Raw genomic sequence first — 21016 nt, 5'->3', positions numbered from 1 at the left:
AAAGCAGACGGACCCGGTTTACGAGGACGGGGTAGCCGCCGCACCCAGGAACTCCCCCCAGCCGCCCGTGGGCTCCTGGCCCGGGTTCAGCGTGCGCAGCTTGCGCAGCACCGCCTGGTCCTGCGCCTCCAGCCATGCCACCAGCTGTTTGAAGGACACGAAGCGCACGTCGTCGTGCTGGGCCATCGTGCCGATCGCCTCCTCGACGGCGTCCATGTAGATGCCGCCGTTCCAGCGCTCGAAGTGGTTGCCGATGAAGAACGGCGCCCGGTTGGTGGTGTACGCCCGCTCGAAGCCCGCCACGTAGCTGTCGCGGGCCTGGGTGCGCCAGGCGTCGTACTGGGCCTTGTCGCCCAGCGGATTGCCGGCGGACTGGTTGTACATCATGTTGTAGTCCATCGACAGGACCTGGAAGGAGTGCCCGGGGAACGGTATGGACTGCAGGGGGAAGTCCCAGATGCGGTTGCCCTGTACCTTGCCCGGCCAGATCTGCAGGCCGCCGGGGGAGGAGGCGTCGTACTTCCAGCCGAGCGCCGCCGCGGTGGGCAGCAGGTTGGCCTGGCCCTCCAGGCACGGGGTGCGGCCGCCCGTCAGCTCCTTGCGGTAGTCGAAGGGCAGCGGCTCCAGGTCGGTGAAGCCGGTGTTCGTCTTCCACCGGGTGACGAAGTCCATGGCCTGGTCGATCTCGCTGCGCCACTCGGCGGGGGACCAGTTGCGCACGCCGTCGGAGCCGCAGAAGTGCCCGTTGAAGTGGGTGCCGATCTCGTGGCCCTCCAGCCAGGCGGCGCGCACCTGCTGGAGCGTGGCGTGGATGTGCCGGTCGGAGAGGTAGCCGATCGCGGAGGCGCCGACCGGGTGCTGCGGGGGACGGTAGAGGTCCTTCTTGGACTCAGGGTGTAGATGCCGGACAGGAAGAACGTCATCTTGGCGCCGTGGTCCGCGGCCACCTTCCGGAAGCGGGAGAACAGCTGGTTGCTGAGCTCGCCCGCGCCGTCCCAGGAGAACACCACGAACTGCGGTGGCTTGGTGCCGGGCGCCATCCGCGTCGCCTTCGGCTGGTGCGGCTGCGCGCCGGTGTCGGCGGTGGAGCCGTCACCGATGAGCTTCAGCGGCTTGGCGGGCACGCTGCCGTTCTTGCCGGCGTCCTTCACGCCGTCGGCCGAGCTGCTGCCGCCCAGCGACCAGTTGCCGTTCGAGCACGCGGAGAGGGCGCCCAGGGCCCCTGCCGTCGCGCCCGCCGTCAGCACCCGCCTGCGAGAGATGCCGCTCATGTCCGCCCCGATTCCGTCGTCCCGGCCCCTCAGGGAGCCGCGTTGCTGTGTGGTCGACGGGTTCGATGGGCGGTCCGGCGAAAAAGATCGGAGCCGGCCGCGCGTGTTGCACGCCTGTGACACTCGTGGCCCGGACATGACGAACCCCGCTGCCCGGGGGAGTGGGCAGCGGGGTCCGGTCAGGGGGCGGTCAGGCGCCGGTACCGGCGCTGAACACGGTCAGCCGCACCGAGGAGGCGTTCCCGGAGACCGGGACCGCGCCGTTCTTCCAGGCGACCTTCAGCGAGTCCTTCTCGTCCGGCGGGGTGACCAGCAGCGCGGCCGGGGTCGCCGTCTTGGCGCCGCTGATCTCCGGGTTGGAGAAGGTCAGCCCCGCCCAGGCGCTCTGGCCGGGCTTGAGCGTGACCGTTGCGGGGGTGCTGCCGGACGCACGCTGCGGATCGGGGCCGAGCTGGGTGCCGGCCGCGTTCACGAAGGCGGCACCCGGGAAGCCGCGCACGGTGCAGGTGCGGCCCGACCTGTTGGTGAGCACGACCGGGAAGTTCTCCTGGCCGGCCCCCGGGTTGTTGCCGCCCACCGAGGCGGCCAGCTCCGAGGTGTGGCAGCGGGCACCGGCCGAGGTGGCGGTGCCGGTCGTGGTGCCCCCGGCCGACGAGCCGCCGCCCGTCGCCGAGCCGCCGGTCTGCGAGGCCGGCGAGGACCCGGTGCCGGACGGGACGGCGGAGGTGCCCGAGCCGTCCGCGCTCGACGCGTTGCCGGTCGCGGGCGCGGCCGTGCCCGACACCGACTCCGGGGACTTGCCCTGGCCGCCGTTGCCGCAGGCGGTCAGCAGGCCCAGGGCGGCGACCGTGCTCGCGAGCAGGGCCGCCCCGCGCCGCAAGGACTGGGACGTGTGCGCCATGTGTCTCACCACTCCTGGATGTGTCGTGGCACGCCCGCGAGGCGTGCCGGAGGCGCTCCGTGCGCCGTCACTCCCCATCCGATGCGAGAAACGGCGGAAAAGTTCGGGGGCACGCCGGAAGTCACCGGGTCAGGTGACCCGAAGGGACCGGAGTATGCCGTCGGTGGCGCTCTCGTCGACGGCGCCCTTCTGCCGGACCTGCACGTACACCTGGGGCCGGCTGTCCCCGTCGGCCGGGCTCAGGGCCACCTCCTGGACCGAACCGCCCGCGCCGGAGCAGCCGCTCCAGCTCCGGACCCGGCCCTTCCAGCCGGTGCCGGTGAAGGCGCGGCTGCCGTCGTAGTGGCAGCCGGTGTGGGAGAGGGCGTTCACCTTGGCGGTGACGTCCCCGTGCTCGCTCACGCCGATGAAGACGCCGTTCACCGCGGTCGTCAGGTCCTGCCACTCGGACACGTCGTCGGCGACCTCGAGGCCCGGCTCGTGCCCGGAGGCCAGTCCCAGGGCCTGCGGGTTCCAGCCGGAGTTCCGCAGCTCGCCCGCCCACCCGGACGGCACCCGGGCCACCACCCGCCCGGTGGAGTCGGCGACCCGCGTCCCGTCCTGCGCCCCGTTCCGGTCGACCATCGTGACCGCGAGGGCGGTGCCGCCGGCCGCGAGGACCGCGGCGACGATGAGCGTGACCGTGTTGAGCCGCCTGCGGACCCCGTCCAGGCGCCGGGGCCGGCGGGCCGCCGCGGCCGCCGCCAGCCGGTCCAGCTCGTCCGCGAAGGCCTGCGCGGACGGCCAGCGGCGCTGCCGGTCCGGCTCCAGGGCCCGCATCAGCGCCCGCTGCACGTCCTCCCCGAGATCCGGCCGCAGCCGCTCCGGCCGGACCACCCTCCCGGGCGCCGCCGGCACCGTCCCGGTGACCAGCTCGTAGCCGACCGCGCCCAGCGCGTAGACGTCGGCGCGGGCGTCGATGCCCTCGCCGGGCTCGGCCTGCTCCGGCGGCTGGTACCCCGCCGAGCCGGCGGCCAGGGTCAGCCCCGACGCCTGTGCCAGGCTCTTCGCCAGACCCAGGTCGGCGAGCAGCACCCGCCGGGTGCCGTCCTGCGCGGTGCGCAGCAGCACGTTGGTCGGCTTGATGTCCCGGTGCACGATGCCCGCCCCGTGCAGGTCCGCCGCGCCGCGCGCCGCCAGCGCGGTCAGCCGCAGCGCGTCGGGGATCGGGAGCGGGCCGCCGCCGAGCAGGTCGGCGAGGGTGCCGGCGTCGGCGTACTCCATCACGAAGTACGGTCGCCCGTCCGGGAGTTCGCCGATGTCGTAGACCTGCACCACGCGCTTGGAGTCGGCCCTCCGCAGCAGCCGCGCCTCGGACAGGAAGCGGTCGTGGATGTCGAGGCGGTGGGACCAGTTGTCGGCGAGCACCTTCACCGCGACCGGGGCGTCCAGCTGGTCGTCGTGGGCGAGCCAGACCGTCCCGAAGGCACCGGTGCCCAGGCGCCGTTCGAGGCGATAGCGGCCGATCCGCTCCAGGGGTTGCATACGACTATCATGCCTGTCCTGAGATCGACTTCGAGGGGGACCTCCCGTGCCGGACGCCGCGCTGACCGAAGACCTCGCCCGGCGGGCCGCCGTCGGCGACCAGGCGGCCCTCAACCAGCTGCTCTCCGAGGTCTGGCCGGACGTCGTACGGCGCTGCGGGCGGTTCCTGCCGTGCCGGGAGGACGCCGAGGAGGCGGCCCAGGACGTACTGCTCCAGATCTCCCGGAAGATCTCCACCTTCGAGGGCCGCAGCCGCTTCAGCACCTGGCTGTACACGGTCGTCGCCAACTGTTCCCGGCAGAAGTACCGGGACCTCAAGCGGCGGGCGGCGGAGCAGCCGGCGGCCATCGAACCCACCGCGCACGTCGACCCGCGTACGACGAGTGTGATCGCCGGGTCCCGGATCGACCTGCTGGAGGCGCTGGACCGGCTGGAGCGGGAGCATCCGCAGCTGGTCGCGCCGCTCGTCTACCGGGACATCTGCCAGCTGGACTACGCCGAGGTCGCCGAGCGGGTGGGGATCCCGCTGGGCACCCTGAAGTCCCGGCTGCACGAGGCCCGTAAGCAGGTCCGGCCCTGGCTGAGCGCGCCGTGACAGCAGAAAGGGCCGCACATCGGCGGCCCGGGGCAGACACGGCAGGAGAGGTTCTTCTCCTCTCCCTTCTTAACGTATAGCGCACGGGGGGGCTTGCCGCAAGGCCCCCCTCGTCCCGCAGAATCGCAGGCCGAAGCCAGGGACCGCGGTATTTGGGGGATGCGCGACATGCGTGTGCTGTTGATGGGATATGGGTCGCGTGGCGACGTGGAACCGCTGGCGGGACTCGCCGTGGCGCTGCGCCGGCTCGGCGCCGAGGCACGGGTGTGCGCCCCGCCGGACGAGGAGTTCGCGGAGTTGCTGGCCCGTGCGGGCGTGCCGCACGTGCCGTTCGGGCCGTCGGTGCGTGCGCTGGTGACCCGGCCGAACCCGGCGCCGGAGGACGCGTTCAAGCTCGCGCCCGAGCTGGTGGCCGCGCACTTCGACACGGTCGGCCCGGCGGCCGAGGGATGCGACGCGCTGGTGGCGAGCGGCCTGATGCCGGCCGGCGCGCGGTCGGTGGCCGAGAACCTGGGCATCCGCTACGTGCTGGCCTGCTACCACACCGCCGGACTGCCGTCCTCGCGCTTCCCGCCGGCGCGCCGGCCGGGCCGCCCGGCCCCGGCCGACGCCGACCTGCCGACGCTGTGGAAGGTGGACGCCGAGCGGGTGAACGCCCTGTACGGCGAGGCGCTGAACACCCACCGGGCCGCGCTCGGCCTGCCCCCGGTGGACAACGTCCGCGACCATGTCCTCACCGACCGGCCGTGGCTGGCGGCCGACCCGGCACTGGCCCCGTGGCGGGAGATGACGGACCTCGACCTGGTGCAGACCGGGGCCTGGCTGCTGCCGGACCACCGCCCGCTGGCGGACGACCTGGTGGCGTTCCTGGAGGCCGGCACACCGCCGGTGTACGTCGGCTTCGGCAGCATGGCCATGCGCGGTGCGCCCGACGCGGCCCGGGTGGCGGTCGAGGCGGTGCGCGCCCAGGGCCGCCGGGTGCTGGTCGGCCGCGGCTGGGCCGACCTCGGCCCGGGCGACGGCGCCGACTGCTTCGCCGTCGGCGAGGTCAACCACCAGGCCCTGTTCCGCCGGGTGGCCGCCGTCGTCCACCACGGGGGTGCGGGCACCACGACGACGGCCGCCGTGGCCGGGGTGCCCCAGGTGGTCGTTCCCCAGGTCGTGGACCAGCCGCACTGGGCCGCACGGGTGGCCGAACTGGGCATCGGCGCGGCCCACGCCGGCCCGACCCCGACCCTCGAGTCCCTCTCGGCCGCGCTCGCGACCGCCCTCACCCCCGCGACCCGGGCCCGTGCGACCGCCGTGGCCGGCATGGTGCGCACCGACGGAGCGGCCGTGGCCGCACGGCTGCTCCTCGACGGCGCCTGAGCAGCGCACACGGCCACCGCTGTGCCCCGTGAGGGGCGCGAGCTGCGCCGGTGCGCGGTCCGCCGGACCGGCGCGACCGGCCACGAGGGCCCCGCGGTCCGTCCGGCACCGCGCTCCGGGACGATCCCTGGGCGGCGGTCGCCGTCTCCCCGAGTTCGTCCGCCCCGTGTTCGTCCCGCCCCATGTTCGTCCGCCTTGTGTTCGTCCCGCCCCATCTTCGTCCGCCTTGTGTTCGTCCCCCCATGTTCGTCCCGTCCCTCCGGACGTCCTGCCGTGCGCGCCCCGGCCGCACGGCCTCCCCACGGAGCTGATGCATTGCAACCCCTGACCACCAGCGCCTTCGACCTCCCCGAACGCCTCTCCGCCAAGGCCGACCCGGCCCTGATCGCCGACGACGAGCGGCAGCTGGCCGCGATCGCCGAGTGCCTCGCCCAGTCGATCGCCGAGCTGTCCGACCGCCTCGACGCCGAGCTCAGGGCGCCGGGCGGCACCGGCCGGGCCGCGATGGACCGGGACGTCGAGGTCCACCGGCTGACCGGACGGCTGCGCACCCTGCGCCGCTTCGGCCTCGACCTCTGCCTCGGCCGCATCGTCGGCATCGACGACCCCGAACCCGTGTACATCGGCCGCCTGGGTCTCACCGACAGCACAGGCCGCCGGCTGCTGGTCGACTGGCGGTCGCCCGCCGCGGAGCCGTTCTTCGCGGCGACCCACGCCGACCCGGCGGGGCTGCGCAGCAGGCGCAGGTACCGCTGGACGGACGGCCGGATCAGCGACTACTGGGACGAGGTGTTCACCGCCGACGGACTCGACGGGCATGCCGCGCTCGACGACCAGTCCGCGTTCATCGCCAGCCTGGGCGCCGACCGCTCGGAGCGGATGCGGGACGTGCTCGCCACCATCCAGGCCGACCAGGACGCGATCATCCGCGCGGGATCCCGTGGCGCCCTCGTCGTCGACGGCGGCCCGGGCACCGGCAAGACGGTCGTCGCCCTGCACCGCACCGCCCACCTCCTGTACTCCGACCCGCGTCTCGGCCACCGCCGGGGCGGGGTGCTGTTCGTCGGCCCGCACCGGCCCTACCTGAACTACGTCTCCGACGTCCTGCCGAGCCTCGGTGAGGAGGGCGTGCAGACCTGCGTCCTGCGCGACCTCGTCGAAGAGGGGGGCGCCGCCGGCGACGAGACCGACCCGGAGGTGGCCCGGCTGAAGTCGTCCGCGGACATGGTGCGGGCGGTCGAGACGGCCGTCCGGTTCTACGAGGAGCCCCCGGCCGAGGGGATGACGGTCACCACCGACTGGGGCGACCTCCGGCTGACCGCCGACGACTGGGCCGACGCGTTCCGGGCACCGGCTCCCGGCACCCCGCACAACGAGGCACGCGACCAGATCTGGGAGGAGCTGGCCACCATCCTGCTGGACAGGTACCTCGGCGACGACGTGGCGCCCGCGGAGTTCCGCAGGGCGCTGCAGCGGGACCGGGACCTGGTCGACACCCTGGACCGCGCCTGGCCGCTGCTGGAGCCGACCGACCTGGTCGGCGACCTCTGGTCGGTGCCCGCCTACCTCAGGCTGTGCGCGCCCTGGCTCGGCCGCGACGACGTGGAAAGGCTCCAGCGCGCCGACGCCCAGGCCTGGACGGTGCCGGACCTGCCGCTCCTGGACGCGGCCCGGCAGCGGCTCGGCGACCCCGAGGCGGCCCGGCGCACGCGGCGGCAGGAGGCCGTGCTCGCCGCCCAGCGCGAGCGCATGACCCAGGTCGTCGACAACCTGATCGGGGCCGTCGCCGACTCCGGCGCCGACGGTGACGAAGGGGAGGGCCTGGTGAGGATGCTGCGGGGCACGGATGCCAAGGTCAGCCTGGTCGACGAGTCCGAACTCTCCGTCCTCGCCCCCGACCTGCTGGCCGGCCCGTTCGCACACATCGTCGTCGACGAGGCCCAGGAGCTCACCGACGCCGAGTGGCAGATGATGCTGCTGCGCTGCCCGTCCCGGAGCTTCACCATCGTCGGGGACCGTGCCCAGGCCCGGCACGGGTTCACCGAGACCTGGCGGGAGCGCCTGGCCCGGGTCGGGTTCGACCGGATCGAACTGGCCTCGCTCAGCATCAACTACCGCACCCCGGAAGAGGTCATGGCGGAGGCCGAGCCGGTCATCCGGGCCGTGCTCCCGGACGCCAACGTGCCGACCTCGATCCGCGGCGGCGGCCTGCCCGTGGTCCACGGCTCCGTGTCCGAGCGGGACGAGATCCTCGCCACCTGGCTCGCCGCCCACGCCGAGGGCGTCGCCTGCGTGATCGGCGACCCCCGCTTCACGGCGACGCCCCGGGTCGCCTCGCTCACTCCCGAACTGTCGAAGGGCCTCGAGTTCGACCTGGTCGTCCTGGTCGACCCGGAGGAGTTCGGCACGGGCGTGACGGGCGGCGTCGACCGGTACGTCGCGATGACCCGGGCGACCCGGCAGCTGGTCGTCCTGACGAGCGACCAGCCGGCACCCCGTCCGTCACGGACCGCCGGGGAGGCCGGCCCGGCCGGAACCCGGAGTCAGGCCACGCCGAGCTCGGTCGCCGCGCGCACGGCGAACCAGACCTCGGTGAAGGCGGCCGTCGTCGACAGGTCCCGGCCGGTCACCTCGCCGAAGCGGCGCAGCCGGTAGGCGAGGGTGTTGGGGTGGATGTGCAGGGCCGCGGCGGCGTCCTCGGTGCGGCGGTCGCGTTCCATCCAGGTGCGGACGGAGACCAGCAGCTGCGACCCGTGCGCCTCGTCGTAGCGCAGGGCCGGGCCGAGGACCTGCTCGACGAGCGCCGACAGCAGCCGGCGGTCCTCGGGCAGCCAGCGCCCGGTGGCGTCCTCGCCGTAGTGGAGGAGCGGCTTGCCCGCCTCCTCCGCGCGGCCGGCCGCCCATTCCGCCTCCTGCTGGGCGACCCGCAGCGGCTCGCCGACGCTGAAGGGGCGGCTCACCCCGCACACCGCGCCGGGCAGCTCGGCCAGGGCCTCGGTGAAGCCGGGTTCGGCGAGGACCAGCCGGTCCTCGCCCCGGCGCAGGGTGAGGTGCGGGTGGCCGGACAGGGCGCCGTCCAGCTGCTCGTCCGGGGTGCGCCGGAGCACCGCGAGAACGACGGGCCGCTGGGCGTCCAGACCGTGGTGGGCCAGCCTGCGCTGGGCACCGGCCGGGTCGAGGGTGTCCTGGAGCATCTCGGCGAGGGTCTCCGCCCCCTCTCGCCGCAGCACCTCGCGTTCCCCGCGCACCATTGCGAGCCGCAGCGCGGCGACGGTGGCCAGGTGCTGGACGACGGCCAGCCCGGCCGGGCGGGCGCCGGCCTGTTCCAGCGCGACCAGGTAGCCGGCCGCGCCGCCCGGGCCGAGGACGGGGAGCACGAAGCCGCCGGGCACGGTCGGCGGGGCGTCGGGGTGCGCCGGCAGCACCGAGAGGTCCTCCGGCGCCGGGACGCCGGGCAGCAGCGGCCGCCCCTGCGGGGTGCACAGGAAGAGGCGGTAGCCGCTGAGCTGCTCCAGGCGGTCGAAGAGCGCAGGGATGTCCAGGTCCTCCTCGGCCATCCAGCGCAGCGCGCCGAAGACCTGGAGCTGGGCACCGAGCCGCTCGGCGGACTTCTCGCTGACCGCGGCGGCGACCTCCTGGGCGATGGTCACGAACGGAACGGTGAGCGGCACCTCGAGGACCGGGAAGCCGCGCTCCTCGGCCGCGGTGAGGAAGGCCTGGCGCAGCGGCGGGGTCCGCAGCTGGGTGCTGAGCACCAGCGCCGCGACGCCCGCGTCGTCGAGCCGCTCCAGGTAGCGCCGCTGCGCCTCGCCGCCGCGGGGCACCGCGAGGCCCACGGTCATGAGGACCTCCGAGCCCTGGAGCCACGGGGTGGGGTCCTCCAGTTCGCTGACGTGGGCCCAGGAGACCGTGCGGCCCAGGCCGCCGCCGCCCGCGAGCAGACGGATCTGGAGGGCCGGGAAGGACAACAGGTCGCCGACGGTGAGGACGGAACGCGGCGTGGCTTTGTGGTCAGACACAAGACCACTGTAGTTCTTCGTTTTGTCAACAATTGACCCTGTCGGCCGGCCGTCCGCACACTGAGGCATCCCCCGCTACCGGAACCACCAGCTCCGGTCCTGGGTCCGCCCACCCGGCGGTGTACGCCCCAGGCTCGACAGGAAGGTGCCCCATGACGACCGAGCCCCGTGGACCCGTGGACTCCTCCCGCGTCCCCCGCTACGCGGGCCCCGCGACCTTCGCCCGGCTGCCCCGCCTCGACGAGGTGCCCCGCGCGGACATCGCCGTCGTCGGCGTCCCCTTCGACACCGGCGTCTCCTACCGGCCCGGCGCCCGGTTCGCCCCGGCCGCCGTGCGCGAGGCGTCCCGGCTGCTGCGCCCGTACCACCCGGCACTGGACGTGTCCCCGTTCGCGTCGGCACAGGTCGCCGACGCCGGTGACATCCCGGTGAACCCCTTCGACATCAACGAGGCGATCGAGACCGTCGAGCACGAGGCCTCGCGCCTCCAGGCGGACGGCACGAAGCTGGTGACCATCGGCGGCGACCACACCATCGCGCTGCCCCTGCTGCGCGCGGTCGCCAAGCGGCACGGACCGGTCGCCGTGCTCCATTTCGACGCCCACCTCGACACCTGGGACACCTACTTCGGCGCCGAGTACACCCACGGCACCCCGTTCCGCCGCGCCGTCGAGGAAGGCATCGTCGACACCGAGGCGCTCAGCCACGTCGGCACCCGCGGCCCCCTGTACGGCAAGCGGGACCTGGAGGAGGACCGCCGGCTCGGCTTCGGCATCGTCACCTCCTCCGACGTGCTGCGCCGCGGCGTCGACGAGACGGTGGACGCGTTGCGGCAGCGCATCGGCGACCGGCCGCTGTACGTGTCCGTCGACATCGACGTCCTCGACCCCGCACACGCTCCCGGCACCGGTACCCCGGAGGCCGGCGGCATGACCTCGCGTGAGCTGCTGGAGATCCTGCGCGGCCTCGCCGGGCTCAACCTCGTCGGCGGCGACGTCGTCGAGGTCGCCCCCGCCTACGACCACGCCGACATCACCTCCGTCGCCGCGTCGCACGTCGCCTACGACCTGATCAGCCTGTTCACCCTGGACTCCGCCGGCCCTCGCGAGGAGCAGACATGACCACCAGCCCGCAAGCGGAGCAGCACGACGCCCCGTCGCTGACCGAGATCGAGACGTACGGCGTCGAGCGGATCCCGGACGCCGACCGCACCGCCCGGCCGCTCGACCTGTTCCGGGTCGCCTTCGGCGGCGCGAACACCTTCGCCACCTGCGTCCTCGGCGCGTTTCCGATCCTGTTCGGGCTCTCCTTCTGGCAGGGCCTGGCGGCCACCGGACTCGGGCTCGCCGTCGGCGCGCTGATCCTCGCGCCGCTGGCCGTCTTCGGCCCGCTGAACGGCACCAACAACTCGGTCTCCTCCTCCGCCCACCTGGGCGTGCACGGCCGGGTCGTCGGCTCCTTCCTCTCGCTGCTGACCGCGGTCGCCTTCTTCTCCATCTCCGTGTGGTCCTCCGGCGACGCCCTCGTCGGCGGCGCGCACCGGATGTTCCACCTCCCGACCAACGAGGGCGTGTACGCACTGGCGTACGGGCTGTTCGCCGCGCTGGTGCTGACGGTGTGCATCTACGGCTTCCGGTTCATGCTCTTCGTGAACAAGATCGCGGTAGCCGCCGCCTCCCTGCTCTTCGTCCTCGGCCTGTTCGCCTTCGGCGGCGACTTCGACCCCGGCTACCAGGGCAGCTTCCACTCGCTGAGCACCCCCGGCTTCTGGCCGGCGTTCATCGGCTCCGCGCTGATCGTGCTCTCCAACCCGGTCTCGTTCGGCGCCTTCCTCGGCGACTGGGCCCGCTACATCCCCGCCGACACCCCGCGCCGCCGGGTCATGGGCGCGGCCTTCCTCTCCCAGATCGCGACGATCCTGCCATTCTTCTTCGGCCTCGCGACCGCCTCGATCATCGCCGCGAAGGCGGGGAACTTCCTCGACCCGAGCGCCCCGGACTACGTCGGCGGACTGCTCGCCGTCTCGCCCTCCTGGTACTTCCTGCCGGTCTGCCTGCTCGCGCTGATCGGCGGCATGTCCACCGGCACCACCTCGCTCTACGGCACCGGCCTCGATTTCGCCAGCGTCTTCCCGAGGTTCAGCCGGGTGCAGGCCACCGTGTTCATCGGCGTCCTGTCGATCTCCTTCATCTTCGTCGGCCGGTTCGCCGCCAACCTGACCCAGTCCATCTCCACCTTCGCGACGCTGATCATCGTCTGCACCGCGCCGTGGATGGTCATCATGACCCTGGGCTTCCTCATCCGCCGTGGCTGGTACGACCCCGACTCGCTCCAGGTCTTCAACCGCCGCCAGCGAGGCGGACGTTACTGGTTCACACACGGCTGGAACTGGCGCGGCATGGCCGCCTGGCTGGCCTCCGCCCTGCTCGCGGTCCAGTTCGTCAACCTCCCCGGCCAGTTCGTCGGTGCCCTCGGCGACCTCGCGGGCGGCGTGGACATCTCGCTGCCCGTCGGCCTGGGCCTGGCCGCGATCCTCTACCTGGCCCTGCTGTGGTTCTTCCCCGAGCCCCGCGCCGTCTTCGGTCCGAAGGGTCCGCGGCTGGTGCGCGCAGTCGACACCCCGGTGCCGCCGATCACCGCCGCCGACGGGGTTCCCGTCGCCGCGCCCGAGCCGGCGGAGGTGTGAGCGCGGTGCGCCTGATCGACCTGTCGGTGCCGTTGCGCACCGGCATGCCGGTCTACCCGGGCGACCCGGAGGTGGACATCCGGCCCGCGCTCACCGCCGCCCACGACGGGGTCAACGTCCTCCGGCTGCACATGGGTTCGCAGTCCGGCACGCACGTGGACGCCCCCTCCCACATCGAGGACGGCCTGCCCGCGCTGGACCAGCTGCCGCTGGACTGGTTCGACGGTCCGGCCCACGTCGTCGACGCCCGGGGCCTGCCGCCCCGGGCGGCCATCGGGACCGACCTGCTCGCCCGCGTCCCGGCCGGCCGGATCGTGCTGATCGCCACCGGCTGGTCCGCCCACTGGGGCACCGACGCCTACCACGACCACCCCCACCTGACCGAGGAGGCGGCCGCCCTCCTCGTCGCCCGCGGCGTGCACACCGTCGGCATCGACGCCCTCAGCGTCGACCCGACCCCCGGCGAGACCCTTCCCGCCCACCGCATCCTGTGCGGCGCCGACGCCGTCATCGCCGAGAACCTCACCAACCTCGCCGAGGTCCTCGACGCCCAGCACACCGGCCACGACGTCCACGTCAGCCTCTTCCCCCTGCACCTGCCCGGCGCGGACGGCGCACCCGTCCGCGCCGTGGCCCGGATCTCGGAGCCGAGACCTTGAGCAACGACCACGACACCGCCCTCGCCGCGGCGGACGCCCTGATCACCGCCTTCGCCGAGGGCCGCACCGACGACTACTTCGATGCCTTCGCGGCCGACGCCACCTTCGTCTTCCACACCACGGGACGACGGCTGGACTCCACCGAGGAGTACCGCGCCCTATGGCGGAAGTGGCGTGAGGAGGACGCCTTCCGCGTCCTCGCCTGCGACTCGGACGACCGCCGCCTCCAGCTCTTCGGCGACACGGCCGTCTTCACCCACTCGGTGACCACCCGCATCTCCACCAAGGCGGGCGAGGAGGTCCTGCACGAACGCGAGACCATCGTCCTCCACCGCACCGACGACGACTGGCTGGCGGTCCACGAGCACCTGTCCGCGGCGCCCGAATAAGGTCTGCGGTTCCGCAACGCGCCCCCTGAGGGGCTCTGGGGGTACCCCCGGCCGAAGGCCAGGGGTGGAACTGCGCGACCGGCCACAATGTCGCCGCACCCGACCGACGACGACACGCGGCGCCCTCAGCGGTCATCCTCCTCGAAGAGGGAAAGCTCCGCCCAGATCGTCTTGCCCTCCGTGGTGTGCCTGGTGCCCCACCGCTGGGTCAGCTGGGCCACCAGCAGCAGCCCCCGGCCGCCCTCGTCCCAGGTCTTGGCCCGGCGCAGGTGCGGGGCCGTGTGGCTGGTGTCCGAGACCTCGCAGATCAGCGTGGTCGTGTCGTGGATCAGCCGGAGCCCGATGGGGTGGGCGCCGTAGCGGATGGCGTTGGTGACCAGCTCGCTGACCACCAGCTCAGCCGTGAAGGAGGCCGTGCTCAGGTCCCAGACGTCGAGCTGCTCCACGACCTGCTTGCGGATCGGCGCGACCAGGGCCGGGTCGGCGGGGATGTCCCAGGACGCCACCCGGGCCGGCGGCAGGCTCTGGGTGCGGGCCAGCAGCAGTGCCACGTCGTCGGCCGCGCCGCCGGACGGCAGCAGGGCGTGCAGGATCCGGTCGCAGGTCTCGTCCAGCGAGTCGCTGTACGCCGCGAGCGCCTCGTGCAGGAGCCAGCGGCCGGTGTCCGGGTCCCGGTGCCGTGAGGTGATCAGCCCGTCCGTGAACATCGCCAGGACCGTGCCCTCGGGCAGCGTCACCTCGGCCGACTCGAACGGCAGCCCGCCCAGTCCCAGTGGGGGTCCGGCGGGCAGATCCAGCAGGTAGGGGCGGTGGCCCGGGCGCAGCAGAACGGGCGGCGGGTGCCCGGCGCGGGCCAGCGTGCAGCGCCGGGACACCGGGTCGTAGACGGCGTACAGGCAGGTCGCGCCGACCTCGCCGGGGCTGCCCTCGCCGCCCTGCTCCTCCGAGAGCCGGAGCACCAGGTCGTCGAGGTGGGTGAGCAACTCGTCCGGGGCCAGGTCGATGTCGGCCAGGGTGCGCACGGCGGTCCGCAGCCGGCCCATCGTCGCCGAGGCCTGCACGCCGTGGCCGACGACGTCCCCGACGACCATGGCGACCCGCAGCCCGGACAGCGGGATCACGTCGAACCAGTCGCCGCCCACCCCGGCCCGCGCCGCCGGCAGGTAGCGGGAGGCGGCCTGCAGGGCCGCCGTGCGCGGCAGTGTCCGGGGCAGCAGACTGCGCTGCAGGGCCAGGGCGGTCTCGCGCTCGCGCGAGTACCGGCGGGCGTTGTCGATGCAGACGGCCGCCCGGGCCGTGATCTCCTCGGCGAGCAGCACGTCGTCCGGGCCGAACGGGTCGAGCCGCCGGTGCCGCCGGAACACCGCGACCCCGAGGGTGGTGCCGCGGGCCTGGATCGGCACCGACATCGAGGAGTGCACACCGAACTCGCGCACCCGCTCTCCTCGGCGCTTGTTCCAGGACAGCCACTGGTCCAGCTCGCCGGAGGTCACCGAGGCCACGATCGTGTGCCCCGCGGTCAGCGAGTCCGCCTGCGGTGAGGAGGCCGGGTAGACCTCGGTCTGCCCGGGCTTGAGGACCGCCTCGGGGACGCCGGGGAGCACCGACTGGTGCGCGATGCGGCGCAGGGTGACCGGCGCGTTCAGCCGGGCCGGGAGGTCGCCGCCGTGCTCCGGCGGGTCCAGCAGGTCGACGGTGACGAGGTCGGCGAGTGCCGGGACGCAGACGTCCGCCAGCTCCTGGGCGGTCCGGACGACGTCGAGGGTGCTGCCGATCCGCACGCTCGCCGCGTTGACCAGCTGGAGCCGCTCCCTGGCCAGGTAGTTCTCGGTGAAGTCGTGGGCGGCCAGGCTCACGCCCCACACCCGCCCGGCGGCGTCGGTGACCGGCGCCATCCGGGCCAGCCAGGCGTGCGCCCGGTCCTCACCGCCGGTCCGCATGTACGTCTGCACGTCCAGGGGCCGGCCCGAGGCCAGCACCCGGAGCATGTGCCGCTCCAGGTCCCCGCTCTCCGGCTTGCCGCCGATCTCGGTGACCCTGAGCCCCTGGACCCGCCCCTCGGGCAGCCCGATGACCCGGGCCATCGCGTCGTTCATCCGGCGCAGCCTGAGCTGGTCGTCGTAGACCGCGATGGCGCACGGCGACTGGGTCAGCGTGGCCGTCGCCAGCGGATCGTCCGGGGTGCGCGGTCCGCCGCCGTCCAGCGGGGAGACCACCAGCCAGTGGCCGGGCCGTCCGTCGCGGGCCGGGGTGTGGTGGGCGAGCAGCCAGACCGGGATCGTACGGCCGTCCCGGTGGCGGAGTCCGAGGGTGCCGTCCCAGCGGGCGCCGACGGGCGCGCGGTGTGCCACCTCCCCGGCGAGCAGCAGCGCCGCCGGCCGGCCCACGACCTCCTCGGCCGGGTGGCCGAGGAGCCGCCGCGCGCCCTCGCTCCACCCGGTCAGTGTGCCGTCCTCGCCGATGACGGCCCGGGCCGTCGCCGCATCGTCGAAGGGGTAGACCCGGCTCATCTCGCCACTCCCAAGCGCACACTCACAGTCAACAGGTGCACCACTCGTGTTCAGGGTAGTGCTTCGGACCCTCCCGCGACCGGCAAACGGCGGCGGCCGGTCGGTCGCGACCGGTCCCCGTCCGGAGTGCCGAACGGGGACCGGTCGACAGGACGAAAGGGGTGGGCGGAGGCCTCCGGACCCTTGACGGGCACAAGTGCCACCCCGTCAGAATCTGTTTGTTAACGATCAGTTGTGAGTAGTTCTGGGCCCCGACGAGGGAGAGCCGCACCATGACGGTCACACGCAGATCGGTTCTGGCAGCCGCCACGGCAGCCCCGGCGGCCGGCGCCCTGCTGGGCGCCCCGGGTGCCTGGGCGGCCCCGGACGCCGGCACGTCCTCGCAGGTCACCGGCCGCCATACGGTCGCCCTGCGGGACGGCTGGCGGTTCGCGCTGGTCAACCCGGGCGGGATCACCGACCCGACCGGCGCCTACGCGGACGCCGCCGACCCCGGATACGACGACTCGGCCTGGCGGCAGGTCGCCGTACCGCACGACTGGAGCATCGAGCAGACCCCCACGACCGACCACGGCACCACCAGTGGCACCGGCTTCTTCCCGGGCGGCCTCGGCTGGTACCGGCTCGCCTTCACCCTGCCGCCCGGCTACGCCGGCAGCCGGATCTCGGTGGAGTTCGACGGCGTCTACATGGACTCCTACGTCTACTGCAACGGCACCCAGGTCGGCCGCCATCCCTACGGCTACACCGGCTTCGCCTTCGATCTCACCGACCTGCTGCACACCGACGGCAGCACCGAGAACGTCCTCGCCGTCAAGGTGCAGAACCAGCTGCCCAGCAGCCGCTGGTACTCGGGCAGCGGCATCTACCGCGAGGCCCGCCTGGTGGTGACCGACCCCGTGCACGTGGCGCGCTGGGGAACGTACGTCACCACCCCGGACGTCACCGCCGGCCAGGCCGTGGTGCGGGTGCGCACGGCCGTCGTCGACGAGTCCGGCGCGGGCGCGGACGTGACGGTCCTGTCCCGCATCGCCGGCCCCGACGGCCGCACGGTGGCCCGCACCTCCTCCACGGTCACCGTCACCGGCTCCGGCGGGGCCACCGCGACCCACGAACTGACCGTCGCGCAGCCGAAGCTGTGGGACGTCGACGCCCCGCACCGCTACACCCTGCACACCGAACTCCGGGTCGGCGGCACCCCCACCGACACCTACCGCACGGTCTTCGGCATCCGCAGCTACCGCTTCGACCCCGACGAGGGCTTCTCCCTCAACGGCGTGCCCATCAAGATCAGGGGCGTCGACCTCCACCACGACCAGGGCGCGCTCGGCGCTGCGGTCAGCGCCGACGCGGTGCGCAGACAGATGACCATCATGAAGTCGATGGGCGTCAACGCCTTCCGCACCTCGCACAACCCGCCCTCGCCGCAGATGATCGAAGTCTGCGAGGAGCTGGGCATCGTCATGATGGTCGAGGCCTTCGACTGCTGGAAGACCGGCAAGACCAGGTACGACTACGGCCGCTTCTTCGACGAGTGGTGCGAGGCCGACGCCACCGAGATGGTCCTCGCCGCCCGCAACTCGCCCGCCGTCGTCCTGTGGTCCATCGGCAACGAGATCCCCGACTCCACCTCCACCGCCGGCCTCGCCATGGCCGACCGGATCATCGCCGCCGTCCGGGCCGCCGACGACACCCGCCCCCTGGTCATCGGCTCCGACAAGTACCGCAGCGTGCCCAAGCAGGGCTCCGCCGCCGACCTGATGCTGGCCAAGCTCGACGGACTCGGCCTCAACTACAACACCGCCAGGTCCGTGGACGCCCTGCACGCGGCCTACCCGCACCTGTTCCTCTTCGAGTCCGAGTCCTCCTCGGAGACCTCGACCCGAGGCACGTACCAGGAGCCGGAACACCTCAACACCGGCGAGAACCACACCCCCGGCCGCCGCGCGACCTCGTCCTACGACAACAACCTGGCCTCCTGGACGATGAGCGGCGAGTACGGCCACAAGAAGGACCGGGACCGGAAGTGGTTCGCCGGCCAGTTCCTGTGGTCGGGCATCGACTACATCGGCGAGCCGACGCCGTACGACGTGTTCCCGGTGAAGTCGTCCTTCTTCGGAGCGGTCGACACGGCCGGTTTCCCGAAGGACATGTACCACCTCTTCCGCAGCCAGTGGACCACCGAGCCGATGGTGCACCTGCTGCCGATGAGCTGGAACCACGAGGAGGGGCAGACGGTCGAGGTGTGGGCGTACGCCAACGTGCCCTCCGTCGAGCTGTTCCTGAACGGAACGTCCCTGGGGGTGCGGGAGTTCGACACCAAGAAGACCACCGACGGCCGTACCTACCTGGAGACCACCGAGGCCACCGGCGACGACAAGACCGTCACCACCGGCCCCTACCCGGGCAGTTACACCAGCCCCAACGGCAGCGCCGGCAAGCTGCACCTGACCTGGGAAGTGCCCTACCGGCCGGGCGAGTTGAAGGCGGTGGCCCGGCGGGACGGCAAGGCGGTCGCGACGGACGTCCTGCGCACCGCCGGCGCCCCGCACGCCGTCCGCCTCGTCCCCGACCGCGACTCCCTGGCCGCCGACGGGCGTTCGCTGGTCTTCGTCACCGCCGAGATCGTCGACGCGCACGGCGTGGTGGTGCCCGACGCCGAGCACCTCATCTCCTTCGCGGTGACCGGCGGTTCGCTCGCCGGGCTCGACAACGGCCGTGAGGAGAGCGCCGAGCGCTACCAGGCCAGCACCCGGACCGCCTTCCACGGCAAGGCACTCGCCGTCGTCCGCTCCGGCACGAAGCCCGGCGGGCTCAAGGTGACCGCCCGGGTGGACGGCCTGCGCAAGGACACCGTCACTGTGCACACCACGCCCGCCCGCACCGTGGCGGGCACCCCCGCCGCCGACTTCGGCCCCGACCACCCCTCCCCGCCGAACCTCCCCTACGCGGACGCCAGTTACTCCGGCCGACCGGACACCCTCCCGGCCGCCATGCTGGACGGCGACCCGGCCACCGGCTGGTCCAACGCCTTCGCCAAGTCGGCCACCGCCCTGCTGCCCGCGTTTGGCGGCGCCCGGGCCACGGACTGGGTGTCGGTCGACCACGGGCGCACCCGCACCTACGACCGGGTGGACGTCTCCTTCACCGTGGACGCCACCCACGCCCTGCCCGCCTCGGTCGAGGTGGCCGTCTGGGACGGCACCGCGTACCGGGCGGTGCAGGACACGGCGGTGGACTGGGCGACCGCCTCGGACACCCCGACCGTCATCACGTTCGGCGCGGCCCGCGGCTCCCGGATCCGGCTCACCCTGACCAGCGCACACCCGGGACAGACCTCGGGCGCGGTACGGATCAGCCGCCTCGACGTCTGAGGAGGCGGCCTCGGTCAGGCCGCGTCGTGGAAGACCAGTCCCAGGGTGCGGCGGCGGCCGGAGCGGACGGTGCTCACGCCGTGCCGCACGGCCCCGGCCGACCAGCCGCGCCTGGTGCGCACCGGGTGGTCGCGGGTGGTGAAGACCAGCCCGTGGCCCTGCCGCAGGGGCGTCGCGCTGCCCCGGGACTGGGCGCGCGGGCGCTGTTCGACCGTCAGGAACTCGCCGCCCGTGTAGTCCTCGCCGTACACGTCCAGCGCGACGACCACCTGGAGCGGGAAGACCAGGTCGCCGAAGACGTCCCGGTGCAGGGCGTTCCAGTCGCCGGGGCCGTAGCTCAGCAGGATCTGGGCGCTGCGGTCCTGGCCGGCCGCGTGGCAGCGCTCCAGCCACTCGTCCAGTGAGTCGGGCCAGGGGGCCGGGCGGCCCAGGCGGGCCGCCCAGTCCCGGGCGACGGGCAGCAGCCGCGGATAGAGCGCGGCGCGCAGCCCGGCCACCGGCGCGGGCAGTTCGTGGGTGAAGTAGCGGTACTCGCCGGATCCGAACCGGTGCCGAGCGAGGTCGACCGTGGTGCGGAACAGCTCCGGCTTCTCGTACAGAGCGGCCAGCTCGCGGCACTCCGCCGGGGTCAGCAGGGGAGCGGTCGGGGCGCTGCCGAGTTCGTCCAGCCCGGCGGCCAGCGCCGTCCAGTCGGTGCCGGCCACGCGCCGGCGGGCCTCGGTACGGGTGAACGTCATGGTGGCTCCTTTCCTCGCCGTCCTCCTCAGCCGAGCATCGGCTGCAGCGCGCCCTCGTGCGTGAGCAGCCGTACCTTGTTCCCGACCCCGCCCGCGTACCCGCGCATCGAGCCGTCGGAGCCGAGCACGCGGTGGCAGGGCCGGATCACGAGCAGGGGGTTGGCGCCGACCGCCGCGCCCACCGCCCGGACCTCGGCCCGGGGCACGCCGAGCCGTGCGGCCAGTTCGCCGTACGTCGTCGTGGAGCCGTACGGGATGTCGTCGAGTGCCCGCCACACCAGCCGCTGGAACTGTGTGCCCCGGTCGGCGCAGGGCAGGTCGAAGCGGGTGCACCGGCCGCCGAAGTAGGCGTCCAGCTGACGCACTGCCTCGGCGAACGGGCGGTCGGCGCGGACGGTCCCGGCACCGCGCCGTCCCGGCAGGGTCAGTGACGTGAGGACGAAGCCGTCGGCCGACTCCGCGCCGGTCAGGCGCAGCTCACCCAGCGGGCTGTCGTACACGGTGTACACGTCCATCGGATTCCTCACTCCCGGAACTCCCGGAACTCTCGGACCTTCTCGGAGCTCTCGGCGTCCGGGCGCTGTGCGCTCCCACGACGCCGGGACACCGAGTCTGTCGCCGTGGCGCCCCGCCGACCGGCGGAAAACGGACATGGCCCTCGGGCCCGGCAGGTACCGTGGCGAGTCCGTCTTGACCTGCGGGTATTTACGGCCGAGTACCCTCGCGGTACCGTGAAGGACATGCCAGCTCTCAACGTGGAGTTCAGCGACCGCGAACTTGAGGACCTCAGGCAGATAGCCAAGGAGCGCGGTACGTCGATGAAGGCCCTCGTCCGTGAGGCGGCCGCCGCCGACATCGCCCGGCACCGGGCCCTGCAGGAAGGCGCGGAGGAGTTCCGCCGTTTCTTCGCGGCCCACGCCGCCGAGTTCGCCGCCGCGTTCCCGGACGACGAGCAGCCGCCATCGAAGGGCGAGGCCGCCTGA

At 73.3% G+C, this 21016-nt stretch carries 15 protein-coding genes and 1 pseudogene; 9 read left to right on the top strand and 7 right to left on the bottom strand.

The genetic code is table 11. The features are described 5' to 3' along the window. Positions 1-18 precede the first annotated feature (18 nt). From JF597_RS08990 to JF597_RS08980, 3 genes and pseudogenes are all read right to left on the bottom strand, one after another. Positions 19-1271: pseudogene (locus tag JF597_RS08990) on the bottom strand (hypothetical protein). 190 nt (positions 1272-1461) lie between these two features. Further along, complete coding sequence (locus JF597_RS08985) at positions 1462-2172, bottom strand: DUF4232 domain-containing protein (RefSeq protein WP_293991494.1); 711 nt, start codon at positions 2170-2172, stop codon at positions 1462-1464. Between the two features lie 129 nt (positions 2173-2301). Next, complete coding sequence (locus JF597_RS08980; RefSeq protein ID WP_293991492.1) at positions 2302-3696, bottom strand: serine/threonine-protein kinase; 1395 nt, start codon at positions 3694-3696, stop codon at positions 2302-2304. A gap of 46 nt (positions 3697-3742) precedes the next feature. On the opposite strand from JF597_RS08980, the gene JF597_RS08975 reads away from it, so the two are divergent. The 3 genes from JF597_RS08975 to helR all read left to right on the top strand — a co-directional run bounded on the left by JF597_RS08975 (position 3743) and on the right by helR (position 8314). Then, the gene (locus tag JF597_RS08975) at positions 3743-4291 is read left to right on the top strand and encodes a sigma-70 family RNA polymerase sigma factor (protein ID WP_293991490.1); all 549 of its coding nucleotides are present in this window, start codon (positions 3743-3745) and stop codon (positions 4289-4291) included. 168 nt (positions 4292-4459) lie between these two features. Continuing rightward, positions 4460-5659, top strand: a complete 1200-nt coding sequence (locus JF597_RS08970; RefSeq protein WP_293991488.1) for a glycosyltransferase — start codon at positions 4460-4462, stop codon at positions 5657-5659. 315 nt (positions 5660-5974) lie between these two features. Continuing rightward, on the top strand, positions 5975-8314 hold the full coding sequence (helR, locus tag JF597_RS08965) for an RNA polymerase recycling motor ATPase HelR (protein WP_293991485.1): 2340 nt from the start codon (positions 5975-5977) through the stop codon (positions 8312-8314). Here the strand turns inward: helR and JF597_RS08960 are convergent. Further along, positions 8203-9678 (bottom strand): PucR family transcriptional regulator, encoded by a 1476-nt coding sequence (locus JF597_RS08960; RefSeq protein ID WP_293991483.1) that lies wholly within the window; start codon positions 9676-9678, stop codon positions 8203-8205. The genes helR and JF597_RS08960 overlap by 112 nt on opposite strands. A 152-nt stretch (positions 9679-9830) precedes the next feature. On the opposite strand from JF597_RS08960, the gene speB reads away from it, so the two are divergent. From speB to JF597_RS08940, 4 genes are read left to right on the top strand one after another with little or no spacing between them, the layout of a single operon-like run. After that, a complete protein-coding gene (speB, locus tag JF597_RS08955; RefSeq protein WP_293991480.1) occupies positions 9831-10799 on the top strand; it encodes an agmatinase in 969 nt (322 codons plus the stop codon). Then, positions 10796-12364: a cytosine permease gene (locus tag JF597_RS08950; protein WP_293991478.1), complete on the top strand. Its 1569-nt coding sequence runs from the start codon at positions 10796-10798 to the stop codon at positions 12362-12364. Before speB ends, JF597_RS08950 begins: the two co-directional genes overlap by 4 nt. Before the next feature lie 5 nt (positions 12365-12369). Further along, on the top strand, positions 12370-13023 hold the full coding sequence (locus tag JF597_RS08945) for a cyclase family protein (protein WP_293991476.1): 654 nt from the start codon (positions 12370-12372) through the stop codon (positions 13021-13023). Then, positions 13020-13412 (top strand): nuclear transport factor 2 family protein, encoded by a 393-nt coding sequence (locus JF597_RS08940; RefSeq protein ID WP_293991473.1) that lies wholly within the window; start codon positions 13020-13022, stop codon positions 13410-13412. The genes JF597_RS08945 and JF597_RS08940 overlap by 4 nt, the downstream gene beginning before the upstream one ends. A gap of 125 nt (positions 13413-13537) precedes the next feature. On the opposite strand, the gene JF597_RS08935 is transcribed toward JF597_RS08940, so the two are convergent. Continuing rightward, the gene (locus JF597_RS08935) at positions 13538-15922 is read right to left on the bottom strand and encodes a SpoIIE family protein phosphatase (RefSeq protein WP_293991445.1); all 2385 of its coding nucleotides are present in this window, start codon (positions 15920-15922) and stop codon (positions 13538-13540) included. A gap of 272 nt (positions 15923-16194) precedes the next feature. Here JF597_RS08935 and JF597_RS08930 point away from each other — a divergent pair, with 272 nt between their 5' ends. Then, on the top strand, positions 16195-19296 hold the full coding sequence (locus tag JF597_RS08930) for a glycoside hydrolase family 2 TIM barrel-domain containing protein (RefSeq protein WP_293991442.1): 3102 nt from the start codon (positions 16195-16197) through the stop codon (positions 19294-19296). Between the two features lie 14 nt (positions 19297-19310). On the opposite strand, the gene JF597_RS08925 is transcribed toward JF597_RS08930, so the two are convergent. Together JF597_RS08925 and JF597_RS08920 are read right to left on the bottom strand one after the other, a co-directional pair. Beyond that, entirely contained in the window at positions 19311-20033 is a 723-nt protein-coding gene (locus JF597_RS08925; RefSeq protein WP_293991440.1) for a 2OG-Fe(II) oxygenase, read from the bottom strand. 26 nt (positions 20034-20059) lie between these two features. Next, positions 20060-20548, bottom strand: coding sequence for a methylated-DNA--[protein]-cysteine S-methyltransferase (locus JF597_RS08920; protein ID WP_293991438.1), 489 nt, complete (start codon positions 20546-20548; stop codon positions 20060-20062). A 225-nt stretch (positions 20549-20773) separates the two neighbouring features. On the opposite strand from JF597_RS08920, the gene JF597_RS08915 reads away from it, so the two are divergent. After that, a complete protein-coding gene (locus tag JF597_RS08915) occupies positions 20774-21016 on the top strand; it encodes a hypothetical protein (RefSeq protein ID WP_293991435.1) in 243 nt (80 codons plus the stop codon).

The sequence above is a fragment of the Streptomyces sp. genome, assembly GCF_019510245.1.
In the GTDB taxonomy this organism is placed as follows: Bacteria; Actinomycetota; Actinomycetes; order Streptomycetales; family Streptomycetaceae; genus Streptomyces.
This window is presented reverse-complemented; position numbering and strand designations above follow the sequence as displayed.